The sequence below is a fragment of the Streptomyces sp. BL1 genome, assembly GCF_057628045.1.
Map to the genome: position 1 here is coordinate 4608371 of NZ_JBXYWZ010000002.1, position 16075 is coordinate 4624445.

The window sequence follows — 16075 nt, forward strand, 5'->3', positions numbered from 1 at the left end:
AGATGGGGCACGGCAGACGGAAAAACGGCGGGAGCGAAGCAGGCGTGGTCGACGTCCAGGGCACGGTGGCGGACGGTTTTGAGCCGGTCCGGGACGCATTCGTACGGAACTTCGCGGAGCGCGGCGACACCGGTGCGGCGGTCGCGGTGCACCGCGACGGGCGCACGGTCGTCGACCTGTGGGCCGGCGGAACGGGCCGCAGTACGGACGGCGGTGAGCCGTCCGACGGCGGGGTGCAGGACGGTGAGCCGTCCGACGGCGGGGCGCCGTGGGAGGCGGACACCGCCGTCGTGATCCGGTCCGCGGGCAAGGGGCCCGCCGCCGCGGTGCTCCATCTCCTGCACCAGCGCGGCCAGCTGGACCTCGACGCACCGGTCGGCACGTACTGGCCGGAGTTCAAGGCGAACGGCAAGGAACGCGTCCTCGTACGGCACCTGCTGACGCACCGCGCCGGACTGCCCGTGCTGGACACACCGCTCAGCCCGGAAGCGGCAGTCGACACGGTCAGCGGTCCGCGGGCGCTCGCCGCGCAGGCGCCCGCGTGGGAACCGGGCACGGCGCACGGCTACCACGCGCAGACCTACAGCTGGCTGCTCGCCGAACTCGTCGCGCGCGCCACGGGACGCACCCTCGGACGCTGGTTCGCCGAGGAGGTCGCAGGACCGCTCGGCCTCGACCTGTGGTTCGGGGTGCCCGAGGACGCGGCCACCGTACGGCGCATGGCACGGCTGGAGCCGCTCGCGGAGGCGGACACGGCCGGCCCGGGTGCGTCGCCTGCCGGGCTGCGGGTCCGGCCCAAACGGTCCGTGGCCGAGGCGTACGGGGATCCGGAGTCCCTCACCCGGCGCGCGTTCGGCGCGATCGACCCGGCGCCCGACGAGAACGGCCCGGCGTACGTGGCCGCGGGCCTGCCCGGCTCCGCCGGTGTCGCGACGGCCCGTTCGCTGTCCCGTTTCTACGCGTCGCTGACCGGGCCGCTGCCGGACGCGCGGCGGCTGTTCGCGCCGGCGACGCTGACGCAGGCGCGGTCGGAGGAGTCGGCGGGCCCCGACCGGGTGCTGGTCGTCAACACCCGGTTCGGACTGGGGTACATGCTGCACGGCGCCGCGTCGCCGATGCTCGGTCCCGGCTCGTTCGGGCACCCCGGGCGCGGCGGGTCGCTGGCCTTCGCCGACCCCGAGTCGGGGCTGGCGTTCGCGTACGTCACCCGCGGCATGCGCCGCTCGGTCACCTCGGACCCGCGCGCGCAGGCCCTCGTCCGCGCCCTGAAGACCTGCGTCTGACGGCCCGGTCCCGGCGGGCCCGCGGCACGCGTCAGGCCGTCAGCGTGGCGGTGAGCGCTTCCGCCGTGGGGGCATCGAGGTGGATGCCGAACGTGTCCGTGAGCGACTTGACCGCCTCGTGCGCGGAGAGTTCCTGCTCCTCCTTCGTCCCGGTCGCCGGGTACGACGTACGGAGCGTCAGACCGTCCAGCACGTGCAGCCGGTCGTCGAGGACACGCTGAACGTACGGGCGGCGTACGAACGGTGAGCGTTCGTGGGAGGCGACGAAGTGACTGCCCACCACGTAGTCGACCGGGTACTGCGGTGTGAGCACGAAGCCGTGACGGTCGAACCACCGCTCGCCCGCCGCGTCCCACTCGTACAGGATCCAGCCGTCCGCGCCCGGTGAGACCTCGGCCCGCTCCAGCCGGTAGCGCCAGTCGCCGGCGGTGGCCTCCGCCCCGTCCGTCAGCTCCAGCGGCGTCAACGGGCTGGAGCCGAAGCCCACATCGCACAGCCACGTCAGCTCGGAGTCGGCGGTCCGGACGAGCAGCATCGCGTGTGTCGCGGGCAGCAGCTGCCCCATGCCCATGCGGACGCGTCCGCTGACGCCGGTCAGCTCGTAGCCGAAGCGTTCCAGCGCGGCGGCGAACAGGGTGACGTGCTCGTAGCAGTAGCCGCCCCGTCCGCCGTGGATCAGTTTGTCCTGGAGCGCGGGCAGTTCGAGCGGTACGGGGCGGCCCAGCACGGGGTCGATGTTCTCGAAGGGGAGCGACAGCACATGCGCGCGGTGCAGGGCGCGCAGCGCCGCGAGTGTCGGACGGCGCTCCCCCTCGTAGCCGATGCGCCGCAGATAGCCGTCGAGGTCGAGCTGTTCACCGCTCCACATGTGCTCCATACCGGCGTCAGCACAGTCTGCCGTTCCGGCATTCCCGGCCGTATCCTCGCCCGATGCGGAGATTCGAGGGATATGCGGTGCTGGTGACCGGTGCGGGACAGGGCATAGGCGAGGCGGTGTCCAGGCGGCTCACGTACGAGGGCGCGCGGGTGCTCGTGACCGACGTGGACGCCGTACGGGCCCGGAACGCGGCCGAGCGGGTACGGGCCGCCGGGGGCGAGGCGGAGGCGATGGCCTGCGACGTGGGCGACCGGGAAGCCGTCGAGGCGGCCGTCGCGTACGCGGCGGAACGCTTCGGCGGACTGGACGTCCTGGTGAACAACGCACTGTCCTGCACGCCCGACGCCCCCCTCTTCGAGGACGAACAGGACGAGGGCTGGCTGCGGGATCTCGACATCACGCTCACCGGCGCTTTCCGCTGCTCCCGTGCCGCTCTGCCGCATCTCGCCGCGGCACCGGACGGACGCGGCGCGATCGTCGGCATCGGCTCCGTGAACGGCATGCAGGACTTCGGCAACCACGCCTACAGCGCCGCCAAGGCCGGCCTCGGATCGCTCACCCGCACGCTCGCCGGACACGCCGCGCCGCGCGGAGTACGGGTCAACATGGTGGCGCCCGGCACCGTGCACACGCCCAACTGGGACGGCAGGGAAGACGCGTTGGAGCGCGCGAGCCGGCACTACCCGCTGGGCCGGGTCGGCCGCCCCGCGGACATCGCGGCCGCTGTCGCCTTCCTCGCGTCGTCGGACGCGGCCTGGGTCACCGGCGTCACGCTGCCCGTCGACGGCGGCCTGACGAGCAGCAATCTGGGCCTGCACGCGGCCCTGCGCGGCGACGCCTGACGGTCCGGCGGTCTCGCCGGCGGCGGCAGCCCGTACGGACTGTCAACCCGTACGAACCGTCAGCTGTCCGTACGGTCGACCAGCCGCGCCCCGTCCACGGGGCCCGTCGCGATGCGGGTGGTGCGGCACGTGCCGGAGGCGAGCAGCGCTCCGGCGATCTCCGTGGCGGCCTCCGAGTCGTTGGCGAGGAACGCGCAGGTGGGCCCGGAACCGGAGACCAGGGAGGCCAGAGCGCCCGCGGCGAGGCCGGCGCGCAGCGTGTCGGTGAGCGCGGGACGCAGCGAAACCGCCGCCTCCTGCAGGTCGTTGGAGAGCGAACCGGCCAGCGCGACGGCGTCCCCTGTGCGCAGTGCGTCCAGCAGCGTGCCGGACGGCTCCGGGTCCGGTACGGCGTCCACGCCCGAGCCCGAGCCCGCGGCCTCGCGCAGCCGGTCACACTCGCCGTACACCTCGGGCGTCGACAGTCCGCCCTCGGCGGGCGCGAACACCCAGTGGAAGGTGCCGCCGGTCTCCAGCGGGGTCAGCAGCTCGCCCCTGCCGCGGCCGAGCGCCGCTCCGCCCAGCAGGCTGAACGGGACGTCGGAGCCCAGTTCCGCGCAGATCTTGAGGAGTTCGTCCTGCGACGCGTTGGTGCCCCACAGCGCGTCGCACGCCACCAGGGCGCCCGCCGCGTCCGCGCTGCCGCCCGCCATGCCGCCGGCGACGGGGATGTCCTTCGCCAGGTGCAGACTGGCGCGCGGTTCGATGCCGTAGCGCGCGGCGAGCAACTGGGCCGCGCGGTACGCCAGATTGTCGCTGTCCAGCGGCACCAGCGAGGCGTCGGCGCCGGCGACCGTGAGGTCCAGCCTGTCCGCGGGGGACGCCGTGACCTCGTCGTACAGACCGACGGCGAGGAACACGTTCGCCAGGTCGTGGAAGCCGTCGGCGCGCCTGCCGCCCACCGCCAGCTGCACGTTGACCTTCGCCGGTACGCGGACGGTGACGGCGCCCGTGTGCTCCGTCCCGGGGGCTGCTGCCGTGGACTCAGTCATGCAGTGCTGCCTTTCTGTTCGGCGATGGCGGCGAACTCCTCGACCGTCAGCGCCTCGCCGCGTGCCGACGGTGCCACTCCCGCCGCCCGCAGTGCGGACTCCGCCGCCGCGGCGGAACCGGCCCATCCGGAGAGCGCGGCCCGCAGCGTCTTGCGTCGCTGTGCGAACGCCGCGTCCACGACTGCGAAGACCTCTTCGCGGGTCGCGGTCGTCCGCGGCGGATCCCTGCGTACGAGCGAGACGAGACCGGAGTCGACGTTCGGCGCGGGCCAGAAGACACTCCGGCCGATCGCGCCGGCCCGCTTCACCTCGCAGTACCAGGCGGCCTTGACCGACGGTACCCCGTACACCTTCGAGCCGGGCGGCGCCGCCAGCCGGTCGGCGACCTCCGACTGCACCATGACCAGCGTGCGTTCGATGGTCGGGAACGTGGCGAGCATGTGCAGCAGCACCGGAACGGCCACGTTGTAGGGCAGGTTGGCGACCAGCGCGGTGGGCCGCCCGCCGGGCAGTTCGGTGACGGTCATCGCGTCCGCGTGCACCAGGGCGAACCGGTCGGTGCGGTGCGGCAGCCGCGCCCGTACGGTCGCGGGCAGTCCGGCGGCCAGCTGGTCGTCGATCTCGACAGCCGTCACCTGGTCCGCGGTCTCCAGCAGCGCCAGGGTGAGCGAGCCGAGGCCGGGCCCGATCTCCACCACCACGTCGTCGGCGCGGACGTCCGCCGTGCGCACGATGCGCCGCACGGTGTTGGCGTCGATCACGAAGTTCTGTCCGCGCTGTTTGGTCGGGCGTACGCCCAGCGCCTCGGCCAGTTCACGGATGTCGGCCGCGCCCAGCAGGGCAGCCTCGGGGCCGGGGGCGGTCTCCCGGGAGTTCGCAGCGCTCACTGCGTCAGTTTACGGCCGCACACCGGCCACGGACTCGACCCCCTGTCCACATAGAGCTTCTTCGCCCGGAACGTCTGTTCCTCGGCGGGCGCGTCCTGGGGGCTGCCGCTGCCGCCGAGGCTCTGCCAGGTGGAGGTGTCGAACTGATAGAGCCCGCCGTACGTGCCCGACGCGTCGACCGAGTCCGGCCTGCCGCCGGACTCGCACTGCGCGAGCCCCTGCCAGTTGAGCGCGTCCGCTCCGGCCACCGAGTCGGGCAGTTTCTTCGTGCCGACCTTCACGACCCGGGCCTCCGGTCTGCGCACCACCTCGGCGCCGATCTGCTTCGGCTTCCGCTTCACCCCGTTGACGGTGCGCAGTTGGTACGTGACCCGCTTCACGCCCTGTCTGCCCTGCCGCACGACGACCTCGGTGCCCTCGTTCAGTTCCGGGTCCTCACGGCGCACGGTGTCGAAGCGGACCGGCTCGTCGCGCACCTTCTGACTGCCGGTGATCCGCATGATGTTGATGGTCTGCCCGTCACGGGGGAAGCTCTCGGGCGCCACGGACGTGGTGTCGAACCCCTTCAGCACGATGCCCGCGTCCTGTACGGCCTGTTTCACGGTCGCCGCGTTCGTACGGACGGTGTGCTCCCGCCCGTCGGCGACGAAGGTCACACTGCGCTCGGTGCGCACCTCCAGGGCCGTGCCGTTCCTGCTCAGCGGGTCGGTGCGGGGCAGGGACAGATAGGCGCCCTCCGGCCGCACCCCCAGCTGCTTCAGTGCCTCTTCGACCGTGCGGGCCGTCGTCCACAGGCGGCGCTGCTGCCCGTCGAGGGTGAGGGCGAGCGGCCGGCCGTACCGCAGCTCGACCTCGTCGCCGTTGGAGAGCCCTTCCTGCGGGGAGGGCGAGACGGTGTCGTGCGGACCGGCCCGCAGCCCCTCGTCCTCCAGCAGTTCGCCCACGTCGTCCGCGAACGTGTGCAGCGTGCGGGGGCTGCCGTCGACATCGAGCTCGATCTCCTTGTCGTGCGCGACGAAGGCGGTGGTGCCGCCGGCGAGGCAGGCGATCACGAGGGCCTGCGGTACGAGACGGTTCGCGGTGTCGCCCCGTGCGCCGCCGCGCCGCGCCTGCGCCCGCGTCTGTGCGGCCCGCCGTGCGGCGGCGCGCCCGCCGGTCTGCGGGGCGCCGGCCGGCGGAATGCCGACCGCCGGAGTGCCGTCCTGCGGGGTGCCGTCCTGTGGCGCGGGAGTGCCGTACGGCGGGGTGCCCTGCGGGCGCTGCGCGGGAAATCCGTACGGGCCCACGTACTCCGGAGGGCTCTCGTACTCCGGAAAGTCCGGGTGCCCCGAGCCGTCCGGGTGCTCCGCGTCCTGCATGCCGTACGGGCTGCCGTACGGCCCGTACAACTGACCGGACAGCGGCTGCTCGTGAAGACTGCCCTGCGACTGGCTCACTGGCGCACTCCAAGCGGTCCTGCGGGATGCCGAGCCGGGACTGTAGCCGGAGGGCTGCTCACTCTCCAAAGCGACGCGGCCACACAGGGTGGCCGAAGTCGCCCTGTGTGCCGGGCCGCTGGCGTGCCGTCAGTAGCCGAAGGCGCGCGCAGTGTTGGCGGCCACGTGTGCGGCCAGCGCGTCTTCCGTCATGCCCTTGGTCTCCGCCATGGCGCGCAGTGTGACCGGAATGAGATATGGCGCATTGGGCCGTCCGCGGTACGGAGCCGGTGTGAGGAATGGTGCGTCGGTCTCCACCAGGACCAGCTCCGGCGGTGCGACGGCGAGCGCGTCCCGCAGCGGCTGCGCGTTCTTGAACGTGACGTTCCCGGCGAAGGACATGAAGTAGCCCTTCTCGGTGCACACTTCGGCCATCGCCGCGTCGCCGGAGTAGCAGTGGAAGACGGTGCGCTCGGGCGCGCCCTCCTCGTCCAGCAGGCGCAGCACGTCCTCGTGCGCGTCCCGGTCGTGGATCACCAGCGCCTTGTCCAGCCGCTTCGCGAGCGCGATGTGCTCGCGGAAGGAGCGCTGCTGCGCCGCGACGCCGTCCTCGCCGGTGCGGAAGTAGTCGAGGCCCGTCTCGCCGACCGCGAGCACCTGCGGCAGTACCGCCAGCTTCTCGATCTCCGTCAGTGCCTCGTCGAGCGCGTCGCCGCCCCGTTCGGCCACCCGCGGCGCCTCGTTGGGGTGCAGGGCCACGGCGGCGTGCACCGACGTGTGTGCGGCGGCGGTCTCGGCGGCCCACCGGGAGCGCTCCACGTCGCAGCCGACCTGGACGACCGTGGTGACGCCGACGGCGGCCGCCGCCGCGAGGGCCTCCTCTACGGAGGGGTCCTGCATGTCGAGATGGGTGTGCGAATCGGCGACCGGCACCCGGAGGGGTTCGGGCAGCGGCGGCGCGGACTTCGCGGGTCCGTCGGATGTCGGCATGCCCGCGATGATAATTCGGCGCGGAAAGTCACCGGTTCCCGGGGCGGGGGAGCGCGGCCGTGGCTTCGGAAACCCGGCCGGCCCGCATGATGCGCACGAGGTGTCCCTCGCAATTGAGGCACGTGGGGTGAGTGAGCGGGGAAGGAACGCGGACGCCGTCCGCGTAGTAGACGATCAGAGGGCTGCCGTCGGTGTATTCGAGGTGGACGATCTCGTATTCCTGCTCCCAGCCGTGCCCGCACCGCATGCAGGCGAAGGAGTAGGCCTCGTGGGCCGTGGCCGGGCGGCTGCTGCTGCTGGGTATGTCCGCCGGTGTCGCGGGGTTTCCGGTACCGGTCCTGGCGTGCTGCATGGCAGCTCCTCTCCGAGCAGGTGGTCCACAATCCAGTGGACTCCCCGGAGCGGTGCGGCGCAGCAGAATTTCTCAGTATTGGGCCAGATTTGGGCTCGCACTGAATGGGAGCCACCGCCGGCGGCTCAGGCTTTGCCGTAAAAAGGGGCGGCTTTGCGCGTGGACCGGCAAATACGCGTTCCGTACGTGTTCCGTCAGCGCGCGTTCTTGGACGCGACGACCGCGTCGAAGACCTCCCGTTTCGGAAGGCCCGCGTCCTGCGCCACCGCCGCGATCGCCTCCTTGCGCCGCTCGCCGGCCTCCTCGCGCACGGCGACCCGGCGCGCCAGTTCGGCCGCGTCCAGCGCCTCGGGCCCCGGCTCCGGGGCGCCCTCGACGACCACGGTGATCTCTCCGCGGACGCCGTCGGCGGCCCATGCGGCGAGTTCGGCGAGCGGGCCGCGCTTGACCTCTTCGTACGTCTTGGTCAGCTCCCGGCACACCGCGGCGCGCCGTTCCGCGCCGAACACCTCGGCCATCGCCGTCAGTGTCGCGCCGAGCCGGTGCGGCGCCTCGAAGTAGACCAGGGTGCGCCGCTCGTCCGTCGACTCGCCCAGCCGGGACAGGCGTTCGCCCTGTTTGCGCGGCAGGAAGCCCTCGAAGCAGAACCGGTCGACCGGCAGCCCCGAGAGCGCGAGCGCCGTGAGAACGGCCGAGGGGCCGGGCACGGCGGTGACCTGCACGCCGCGCTCCACGGCCGCGGCGACGAGGCGGTAGCCGGGGTCGGAGACCGACGGCATGCCCGCGTCGGTGACCAGCAGCACCCGCGATCCCGCGGCGAGCGCGTCGGCGAGCTCGGGAGTGCGCGCGGACTCGTTGCCCTCGAAGTAGGAGACGACACGCCCCGTCGGGGCCGCGTCGAGCGCCTGCGTCAGCCGGCGCAGCCTGCGGGTGTCCTCCGCGGCGACGATGTCGGCGTCGGCGAGCTCCCGCGCGAGCCGCGGGGGTGCGTCGGCGGGGTCGCCGATGGGGGTGCCTGCGAGTACGAGCGTGCCTGTCACCGTCACATCCTCGCACCAGCCGCAGGTGCGGGTAGGCGTCGGGCGCAGCGTGGGCCCAACGGGTTCCCTACGATGGCCCGGTGACGACCAGTGACACCGAGGCAGACGTCCGGAGTGAAGAGCCCCCGGGCGGCAGTGTGCCCAGCTGGCAGGCCCGGCTGCGGCGCTTCGGGTACACCGGGCGGCAGGGCGCGCGGCAGCGGACGGGCACGGCCGAGCGGCTGGTCCCGCCGTTCCCCGAACCGGATGTGCGGATCGGCGCGCTGTTCGGCTTCTCGCCCATGGCTGCCGCACGGCTGGCGCGCTGGTCGGCGTGGGGCGGGCCGCTGCTGGTCGCGCTCGTGGCGGGGCTGCTGCGGTTCTGGCAGCTCGGTTCCCCGCACGCGGTGATATTCGACGAGACGTACTACGCCAAGGACGCCTGGGCGCTGCTGCACTTCGGCTACGAGGGCACCTGGCCGGACAAGGCCAACGAACAGATCCTGGGCTCCCCGCAGCACATCCCGCTCTCGCCGGAGGGCTCGTACGTCGTCCATCCGCCGATAGGCAAATGGTTCATCGCCATCGGTGAATGGCTGTTCGGCCTCGATCCGTTCGGCTGGCGCTTCATCATGGCGGTGCTCGGCACCCTGTCCGTGCTGATGCTGTGCCGGATCGGACGGCGGCTGTTCCGCTCCACTGCGCTCGGCTGTCTGGCCGGACTGCTGATGGCCGTGGACGGACTGCACTTCGTGATGAGCCGCACAGCGCTGCTCGACCTGGTCGTCATGTTCTGGGTGCTGGCGGCCTTCGGCTGTCTGCTGGTCGACCGGGACAGAACCCGGGAACGGCTCGCCCGCGCGCTGCCACCGGAGCACAGTCCGGACGGCGTGAACGGTACGAACAGTGCGCCGGGCAGTCCGTACGGCGCGGTCCGTCCGGACCCCGCCGTCGGTGACCGGCTGGGGCTCGGGCTGCGGCCGTGGCGGCTCGCGGCAGGACTGTGCATCGGCATCGCCTGCGCGGCGAAATGGAACGGCGCCTATGTACTCGTCGCCTTCGGCATCCTGGCCGTTCTGTGGGACGTCGGCTCGCGCCGTACGGCCGGTGCCGCGCACCCCTTCAGGGCGATGCTCCGCAAGGACGCGGTGCCCGCCTTCGTGTCGATGGTCGTGGTGGCCGTCGGTACGTACATCGCCTCCTGGACGGGCTGGTTCGCCACATCGGGCGGCTACTTCCGGAACTGGGCGGACGAGAAGGGCGCGGCCGGACCGTGGGGCTGGCTGCCCGGTCCGCTGCGCAGCCTGTGGCACTACGAGGCGGAGGTGTACGACTTCCACGTCGGTCTCACCTCGGGGCACACGTACCAGTCCAATCCGTGGAGCTGGCTCGTACAGGGCCGTCCCGTCTCGTACTTCTACGAATCGCCGAAGGCCGGCAAGGACGGCTGTACGGACGCGGCCGAGGGCTGTGCCCGCGAAGTCCTCGCGCTGGGAACGCCGTTGCTGTGGTGGGCGGCCTGTTTCGCGCTGCTGTACGTCCTCTACCGCTGGCTGTTCCGCAGGGACTGGCGGGCCGGGGCGGTCCTGTGCGGTGTGGCGGCCGGCTATCTGCCCTGGTTCCTTTACCAGGAGCGCACGATCTTCCTGTTTTACGCGGTCGTTTTCGTGCCGTTCCTGTGTCTGGCGCTGGCGATGATGATCGGTGCGCTGGCCGGACCGCCGGGTGTCGCCGTGCAACGTCGTACGGCGGGGATTGTCGCCGCGGGCGTACTCGTGTTGCTGATCATCTGGAACTTCGTTTATTTCTGGCCCATTTACACCGGTCAGACGATCCCGATGGATGCCTGGCGGCACCGTATGTGGCTGGACACCTGGATCTGACGGGGCGACAAGTCCACCGCCCGTTGTCGGAGCGCGACGGTGTTGTTATCCGGAGTTCATCTGTGAGCATGGGCACCTCTGGAACCGGGCGCTCCACGAAACACGTCTGCGTCTTTGGTTCCACTCCGGGCCCGATTCCCCCGGATCCGGTGAATCCTCGAATCCACATCCCCGCGATATGCCGCCGAACGGGCATACCGGGGCACGTGCAGTTACGCACGTGCTCTAGGGTGCGTCGGACAGTCCTCGGTCGGGTTGGCTGAGGCGGGGTGGAGGGGCAGATTCTCAGATGCGTGACAGTCAGAAGATGGCGGTGATCGGTGGCGTCGCCGCCGCGATCGTCGGCGCCACCGGCTTCGGTGTGTATGCACTGGTCGGCGGCGAGGACAGTTCCGGCGGCAGCGACACCGGTGGAAGTGTCTCCGCCGCCGCCGAAGGAAAGACCGGTGAGGAGGTCGAGACCGGGCCGCCGAGTGCGGCCGAAGTGCGCAAAACCGCCAGTGAGTTCCTCACGGCGTGGGCATCCGGCGACACGCGCAAGGCCGCCAGGATGACGGACGACCGGACGACGGCCAACGAGGCCCTCACCGGCTTCCGTCAGGACGCTCACGTGTCGAAGGTCAGCCTGAAGCCGGGCACGGCCAACGGTGCGAAGGTGCCCTTCGCCGCGGTGGCCCACGTCGACTACCAGCAGCAGCGTGCCGCCCTGCAGTACAGCTCCGCGCTGAACGTCGTGCGCGACAAGCAGACCGGCGACCCGGTGGTGCACTGGAAGTCCAGCGTGCTGCACCCGAAGCTGCAGCCGGGCCAGTCCATCAAGACCGGTGAGGCGGGCACCCCGCCGATCAAGGCGGTCGACCGGAACGGCTCCCCGGTCAGCAAGCAGAGCCACCCGGCTCTCGCGGGTGTCCTCGACGACCTGCGCAAGCGGTACGGCAACAAGACCGACGGCGAACCGGGCGTCGAGACCCGCGTCGTGAACGCCAAGGGCCAGGACGCCGGCACCACGCTGCGGACCCTCTCGCAGGGCAAGCCCGGCACGCTCAAGACCACCATCGATCTCAAGGCGCAGACCGCCGCGGAGAAGGCGGTCAAGGCCAAGGGCAAGGGTTCCGTCGTCGCGATGAAGCCCAGCACCGGCGAGATCCTCGCCGTCGCGGACCTCCCGAAGACCAGCTTCAGCACCGCGCTGCGCGGCTCGTTGGCCCCGGGGTCCACGATGAAGGTCGTCACGACCGAGATGCTGCTGGACAAGGGCATGACGGCGCCGAACAAGCCGCACCCGTGCCCCAAGTACGTGACGGTGGGCGGCTGGAAGTTCCAGAACCTGAACAAGTCCGAGATCAAGAACGGGACTTTCGCGCAGAGCTTCGCGGCCTCCTGCAACAACGCCTTCATCTCGCAGGCGAAGAAGCTGAAGGACGACGACCAGTCGAAGGAGGCCAAGGAGGTCTTCGGTCTGGGCCAGAGCTGGAACGTGGGCACCACGACCTTCGACGGCGCGGTGCCGGTGCAGTCCGACGCGCAGATGGCCGCCTCGCTCATCGGCCAGGGCGGCGTCCGGATGAACCCGCTGACCATGGCGTCGGTTTCGTCGACGGTCAGCGACGGCTCGTTCAAGCAGCCGATCATCGTCTCGCCCTCGCTGGACGACCGGAAGATCGCGAAGGCGCCGCGGGACATGAAGCCGACGGTCGCGAAGGACCTGAAGTCGCTGATGAAGCTGACCGCGCAGAGCGGCACCGGCGCGAAGGCGATGAACGGGCTGAGCGGTGACATCGGCGCGAAGACCGGTTCCGCCGAGGTCGACGGGCAGAAGAAGCCGAACGCGTGGTTCACGGCGTACAAGGACGACGTGGCGGCCTCCGCCGTCGTCCCGGCGTCGGGGCACGGCGGGGACAACGCCGGGCCCGTGGTCCGCGCGGTCCTGGAGAACGCCGGCAACTGACGGCCGCGACGGCCGTACGCGGAAGCGCACATGTGAAGGGCGGGAACGGACACGGTCCGTTCCCGCCCTTCCGGCTGTCCGGGGGCTCCAGGCTTCCGGGGGCCGTCGTTCCGCACCCCCGGAATCCCGTCGCGTGCCCCGTACAACGAGCGATAGCGTCAGCGCATGACGCAGCCCACCTCCGCGCACCCGCGGTTCGCCGACGCACTCGCCGCCCTCGGGCTCCAGGACACCGAGGTGCGGTCCTTCCCCGACGCCACCCGCACCGCGGTCGAGGCGGCGGAGGCCATCGGCTGCGAACTGAGCCAGATCGTCAAGTCGTTGATCTTCCGGGCCGACGGGGAGCCCGTCCTGGTGCTGATGGACGGCGAGTCCCGCGTCGACGTCGACCGCGTACGCGCCGAACTCGGCGCGGAGCAGGTGAAGCGCGCCGACGCAGCGCTCGTACGGGAGGCCACCGGCTACGCGATCGGCGGGGTCCCGCCGTTCGGGCACGCGACGGAGATGCGGGTGCTCGCCGACCGCGGACTGCTCGCCCACGAGACGGTCTGGGCGGCGGCCGGCACCCCGCACACGGTGTTCCCCATGGCGCCGAAGGAACTCGTCGCGCACGCGCGCGGCACGCTCGTCGACGTCAAGTGACCGCGGCGTGACCCCGCTCGTCGTTGCCGCGGTCCTCACCGCGGCGCTCGCGCACGCCAGTTGGAACGCCGTCGCGCACGGCATCAGGGACCAGCTGGTCGCGTTCACCCTCGTCGGCGGGGGCGGCGCGGTCTGCGGCGTCGTCCTCGTCCTCCTCGTACCGCCGCCGGCAGCCGCGGCGTGGCCGCCGCTGCTGGCCTCCGTGGCGCTGCACGTCGTCTACCAGGTGCTGCTCATGCGCTCGTTCGGGCTGGGCGACTTCGGGCAGATGTATCCCATCGCCCGCGGTACGGCGCCGCTCGTCGTCACCGTGCTCGCCGCGGTCTTCGTGCACGAACTCCCCGACGCCTGGCAGCTCGCGGGCGTCGCCGTGGCCTCGGCCGGACTGCTCGGCGTCGCCCTGTGGGGGATCCGCGGCAAGGGCGCCCGGCCGCAGTGGCCGGCGCTGGCGGCGGCCGTCGCGACAGGCCTGGCCATCGCCGCGTACACCACCGTCGACGGCGTCGGCGTCCGCGCCTCCGGCAGCCCCGTCGGCTATATCGCGTGGCTGATGGTGCTCCAGGGGGCGCTGATCCCGCTGTACGCGTTCGCCACCCGGGGCCGGCAACTGGCCGCGGCCCTACGGCCGGTGGCGTTGCGGGGGCTGCTCGGCGGGGCGCTGTCGGTGGCCGCGTACGGGCTGGTGCTCTGGGCGCAGACCCGTGCGCCCCTCGCGCCGGTCGCCGCGCTGCGGGAGTCCTCGATCATCGCGGGCGCCGCGTTCGGCACGCTGTTCTTCAAGGAGCGCTTCGGCGCTCCCCGGATCGCCGCCGCGGCGCTGATGGTCGGCGGTATCGCCCTCATGCTGCACGGCGGCTGAGCGTACGGAGGCGGTACGGCGGCGTGCGGAGCCGGTACGGGCGCGCACGGCCGGGGTGGCCGCGGGTGGCGGAAAGCGCACGTTCCGGAGGGGCCGGTGGCCTGTCGCCGCGGGCGACTAGGCTGGTGAGCCGACCGGTCCTCGTACAGGAGAGTAATGGCTGTCAACCTCGTCAATCTGGAGTCCGTCGGCAAGGTGTACGGCACCCGTGCCCTGCTCGACGGCGTCTCGCTGGGTGTCAGCGAGGGCGACCGGATCGGAGTCGTCGGCCGCAACGGGGACGGCAAAACAACCCTGATCCGGATCCTCTCCAAGCTGGAGCCCGCCGACGAAGGACGGGTCACGCAGAACAGCGGACTGCGGCTCGGCGTGCTCACCCAGCACGACTCGCTCGACCCCGCGGCGACCGTCCGGCACGAGATCATCGGCGACATGGCCGACCACGAGTGGGCCGGCAACGCGAAGATCCGCGACGTGCTGACCGGACTGTTCGGCGGGCTCGATCTGCCCGGCTTCCCGCAGGGCCTGGACACCGTCATCGGGCCGCTGTCCGGCGGCGAGCGGCGGCGGATCGCGCTGGCCCAACTGCTGATCTCCGAACAGGACCTGATCGTCCTCGACGAGCCCACCAACCACCTGGACGTCGAGGGCATCTCCTGGCTCGCCCGGCACCTGCGCGCCCGCCGTTCCGCGCTCGTGGTCGTCACCCACGACCGCTGGTTCCTGGACCAGGTGTGCACGCGGATGTGGGACGTGCAGCGCGGCGCGGTGCACGAGTACGAGGGCGGCTACTCCGACTACGTCTTCGCCCGCGCCGAGCGCGAGCGGATCGCGGCGCAGGAGGAGAGCAAGCGGCAGAACCTCGCCCGCAAGGAGCTGGCGTGGCTGCGCCGCGGACCCCAGGCCCGTACGAGCAAGCCCCGGTTCCGTGTCGAGGCGGCCAACGCGCTGATCGCGGACGAGCCGCCGCCGCGGGACAACGCCGAGCTGATGAAGTTCGCCAACTCCCGGCTCGGCAAGACCGTGTTCGAACTGGAGGACGTGACCGTACAGGCCGGGCCGAAGGTGCTGCTCAAGCATCTGACGTGGCAGCTCGGCCCCGGTGACCGGGTCGGCCTCGTCGGGGTGAACGGCGCGGGCAAGACCTCGCTGCTGCGGGCGCTGGCGGACACCGCGCGCACCGGCGGCGAGGAGCTCTCGCCCCTGGTGACCGGCGGCATGATCAAGGTCGGCAAGACCGTGAAGCTGGCGTATCTCTCGCAGGAGGTCGCCGAACTCGACCCGACCTGGCGGGTGCTGCAGGCCGTCGAGCAGGTGCGCGGCCGGGTGGACCTGGGCAAGGGCCGGGAGATGACCGCGTCGCAGCTGTGCGAGCAGTTCGGCTTCGGCAAGGAGAAGCAGTGGACGCCGGTCGGTGATCTCTCGGGCGGCGAGCGGCGGCGGCTGCAGATCCTGCGGCTGCTGATGGACGAGCCGAACGTGCTCTTCCTCGACGAGCCCACCAACGACCTGGACATCGAGACGCTCACCCAGCTCGAGGACCTGCTGGACGGCTGGCCCGGCTCGCTGGTGGTCATCTCCCACGACCGCTACTTCATCGAGCGGACCACCGACAAGGTGCAGGCCCTGATGGGTGACGGCACCCTGCGGATGCTGCCGCGCGGCATCGACGAGTATCTGGAGCGCCGCGAGCGGCAGCAGGCGACGTCCACGCCGGCCGCGCCCGCCGCCTCGTCCCCGGCTCCCGCCGCCGCGGCCCCCGCGCCGCAGCCGGCGAAGCCGGCCGGGCTGTCGCGGGCCGCGCAGAAGGAGATGGCGCGCATCGAACGGCAGCTGGAGAAGGTGGAGAAGGAGGAGACCTCCCTGCACGCCGAAATGGCGGAGCACGCCACCGACTTCGAGCGGGTCGCGGGTCTCGACAGCCGGGTGCGTGAACTGGCATCCCAGCGTGAGGAGTTGGAGATGCGCTGGCTGGAGCTCGCCGAAGAGGACTGATGGGGCGTCCCGCACGCGTATAACGGCCCGGTTCCGGGGACAGGAACCGGGC

The 16075-nt window shown here is 71.8% G+C and carries 14 protein-coding genes; 7 read left to right on the top strand and 7 right to left on the bottom strand.

The features are described from left to right. The first annotated feature begins 2 nt into the window (after positions 1-2). On the top strand, positions 3-1283 hold the full coding sequence (locus tag AC3AGO_RS20350) for a serine hydrolase domain-containing protein (protein WP_487821652.1): 1281 nt from the start codon (positions 3-5) through the stop codon (positions 1281-1283). 31 nt (positions 1284-1314) lie between these two features. On the opposite strand, the gene AC3AGO_RS20355 is transcribed toward AC3AGO_RS20350, so the two are convergent. Next, a complete protein-coding gene (locus tag AC3AGO_RS20355; protein WP_487824729.1) occupies positions 1315-2151 on the bottom strand; it encodes an arylamine N-acetyltransferase family protein in 837 nt (278 codons plus the stop codon). 62 nt (positions 2152-2213) lie between these two features. Between AC3AGO_RS20355 and AC3AGO_RS20360 the strand changes: the two genes are divergently transcribed. After that, a complete protein-coding gene (locus tag AC3AGO_RS20360) occupies positions 2214-3002 on the top strand; it encodes an SDR family NAD(P)-dependent oxidoreductase (protein ID WP_487821653.1) in 789 nt (262 codons plus the stop codon). Positions 3003-3061: 59 nt separating this feature from the next. Here AC3AGO_RS20360 and AC3AGO_RS20365 read toward each other — a convergent pair whose 3' ends face one another. The 6 genes from AC3AGO_RS20365 to rsmI form a co-directional block, all read right to left on the bottom strand. Then, positions 3062-4033: a 4-(cytidine 5'-diphospho)-2-C-methyl-D-erythritol kinase gene (locus AC3AGO_RS20365; protein WP_487821654.1), complete on the bottom strand. Its 972-nt coding sequence runs from the start codon at positions 4031-4033 to the stop codon at positions 3062-3064. Beyond that, the gene (gene rsmA / locus AC3AGO_RS20370) at positions 4030-4920 is read right to left on the bottom strand and encodes a 16S rRNA (adenine(1518)-N(6)/adenine(1519)-N(6))-dimethyltransferase RsmA (RefSeq protein WP_487821655.1); all 891 of its coding nucleotides are present in this window, start codon (positions 4918-4920) and stop codon (positions 4030-4032) included. The genes AC3AGO_RS20365 and rsmA overlap by 4 nt, the downstream gene beginning before the upstream one ends. Then, positions 4917-6278, bottom strand: coding sequence for a resuscitation-promoting factor (locus AC3AGO_RS20375; protein ID WP_487824730.1), 1362 nt, complete (start codon positions 6276-6278; stop codon positions 4917-4919). Before AC3AGO_RS20375 ends, rsmA begins: the two co-directional genes overlap by 4 nt. A gap of 207 nt (positions 6279-6485) precedes the next feature. Then, complete coding sequence (locus tag AC3AGO_RS20380) at positions 6486-7325, bottom strand: TatD family hydrolase (protein ID WP_487821656.1); 840 nt, start codon at positions 7323-7325, stop codon at positions 6486-6488. Positions 7326-7353: 28 nt separating this feature from the next. Continuing rightward, positions 7354-7677: a hypothetical protein gene (locus AC3AGO_RS20385; protein WP_487821657.1), complete on the bottom strand. Its 324-nt coding sequence runs from the start codon at positions 7675-7677 to the stop codon at positions 7354-7356. Between the two features lie 194 nt (positions 7678-7871). Further along, positions 7872-8717 carry a 16S rRNA (cytidine(1402)-2'-O)-methyltransferase gene (gene rsmI, locus AC3AGO_RS20390; protein WP_487821658.1) on the bottom strand — a complete coding sequence of 282 codons (846 nt, stop codon included), beginning with the start codon at positions 8715-8717 and terminating at the stop codon, positions 7872-7874. An 80-nt stretch (positions 8718-8797) separates the two neighbouring features. On the opposite strand from rsmI, the gene AC3AGO_RS20395 reads away from it, so the two are divergent. The 5 genes from AC3AGO_RS20395 to AC3AGO_RS20415 all read left to right on the top strand — a co-directional run bounded on the left by AC3AGO_RS20395 (position 8798) and on the right by AC3AGO_RS20415 (position 16023). Then, a complete protein-coding gene (locus AC3AGO_RS20395; RefSeq protein ID WP_487821659.1) occupies positions 8798-10579 on the top strand; it encodes a dolichyl-phosphate-mannose--protein mannosyltransferase in 1782 nt (593 codons plus the stop codon). A 289-nt stretch (positions 10580-10868) separates the two neighbouring features. Next, entirely contained in the window at positions 10869-12527 is a 1659-nt protein-coding gene (locus AC3AGO_RS20400; RefSeq protein ID WP_487821660.1) for a penicillin-binding transpeptidase domain-containing protein, read from the top strand. 165 nt (positions 12528-12692) lie between these two features. Next, positions 12693-13169, top strand: coding sequence for a YbaK/EbsC family protein (locus tag AC3AGO_RS20405; protein ID WP_487821661.1), 477 nt, complete (start codon positions 12693-12695; stop codon positions 13167-13169). 7 nt (positions 13170-13176) lie between these two features. Beyond that, complete coding sequence (locus AC3AGO_RS20410) at positions 13177-14028, top strand: EamA family transporter (protein ID WP_487821662.1); 852 nt, start codon at positions 13177-13179, stop codon at positions 14026-14028. A gap of 156 nt (positions 14029-14184) precedes the next feature. Continuing rightward, positions 14185-16023, top strand: a complete 1839-nt coding sequence (locus AC3AGO_RS20415) for an ABC-F family ATP-binding cassette domain-containing protein (protein ID WP_487821663.1) — start codon at positions 14185-14187, stop codon at positions 16021-16023. Positions 16024-16075: the final 52 nt, after the last annotated feature.

Bases quoted from the DNA above. Each gene is read 5' to 3' on its own strand.
- AC3AGO_RS20350 (WP_487821652.1), top strand. From the start codon at position 3: ATGGGGCACGGCAGACGGAAAAACGGCGGGAGCGAAGCAGGCGTGGTC.
- AC3AGO_RS20355 (WP_487824729.1), bottom strand. From the start codon at position 2,151: ATGTGGAGCGGTGAACAGCTCGACCTCGACGGCTATCTGCGGCGCATC.
- AC3AGO_RS20360 (WP_487821653.1), top strand. From the start codon at position 2,214: ATGCGGAGATTCGAGGGATATGCGGTGCTGGTGACCGGTGCGGGACAG.
- AC3AGO_RS20365 (WP_487821654.1), bottom strand. From the start codon at position 4,033: ATGACTGAGTCCACGGCAGCAGCCCCCGGGACGGAGCACACGGGCGCC.
- AC3AGO_RS20375 (WP_487824730.1), bottom strand. From the start codon at position 6,278: ATGCAGGACGCGGAGCACCCGGACGGCTCGGGGCACCCGGACTTTCCG.
- AC3AGO_RS20380 (WP_487821656.1), bottom strand. From the start codon at position 7,325: ATGCCGACATCCGACGGACCCGCGAAGTCCGCGCCGCCGCTGCCCGAA.
- AC3AGO_RS20385 (WP_487821657.1), bottom strand. From the start codon at position 7,677: ATGCAGCACGCCAGGACCGGTACCGGAAACCCCGCGACACCGGCGGAC.
- AC3AGO_RS20400 (WP_487821660.1), top strand. From the start codon at position 10,869: ATGCGTGACAGTCAGAAGATGGCGGTGATCGGTGGCGTCGCCGCCGCG.
- AC3AGO_RS20405 (WP_487821661.1), top strand. From the start codon at position 12,693: ATGACGCAGCCCACCTCCGCGCACCCGCGGTTCGCCGACGCACTCGCC.
- AC3AGO_RS20415 (WP_487821663.1), top strand. From the start codon at position 14,185: ATGGCTGTCAACCTCGTCAATCTGGAGTCCGTCGGCAAGGTGTACGGC.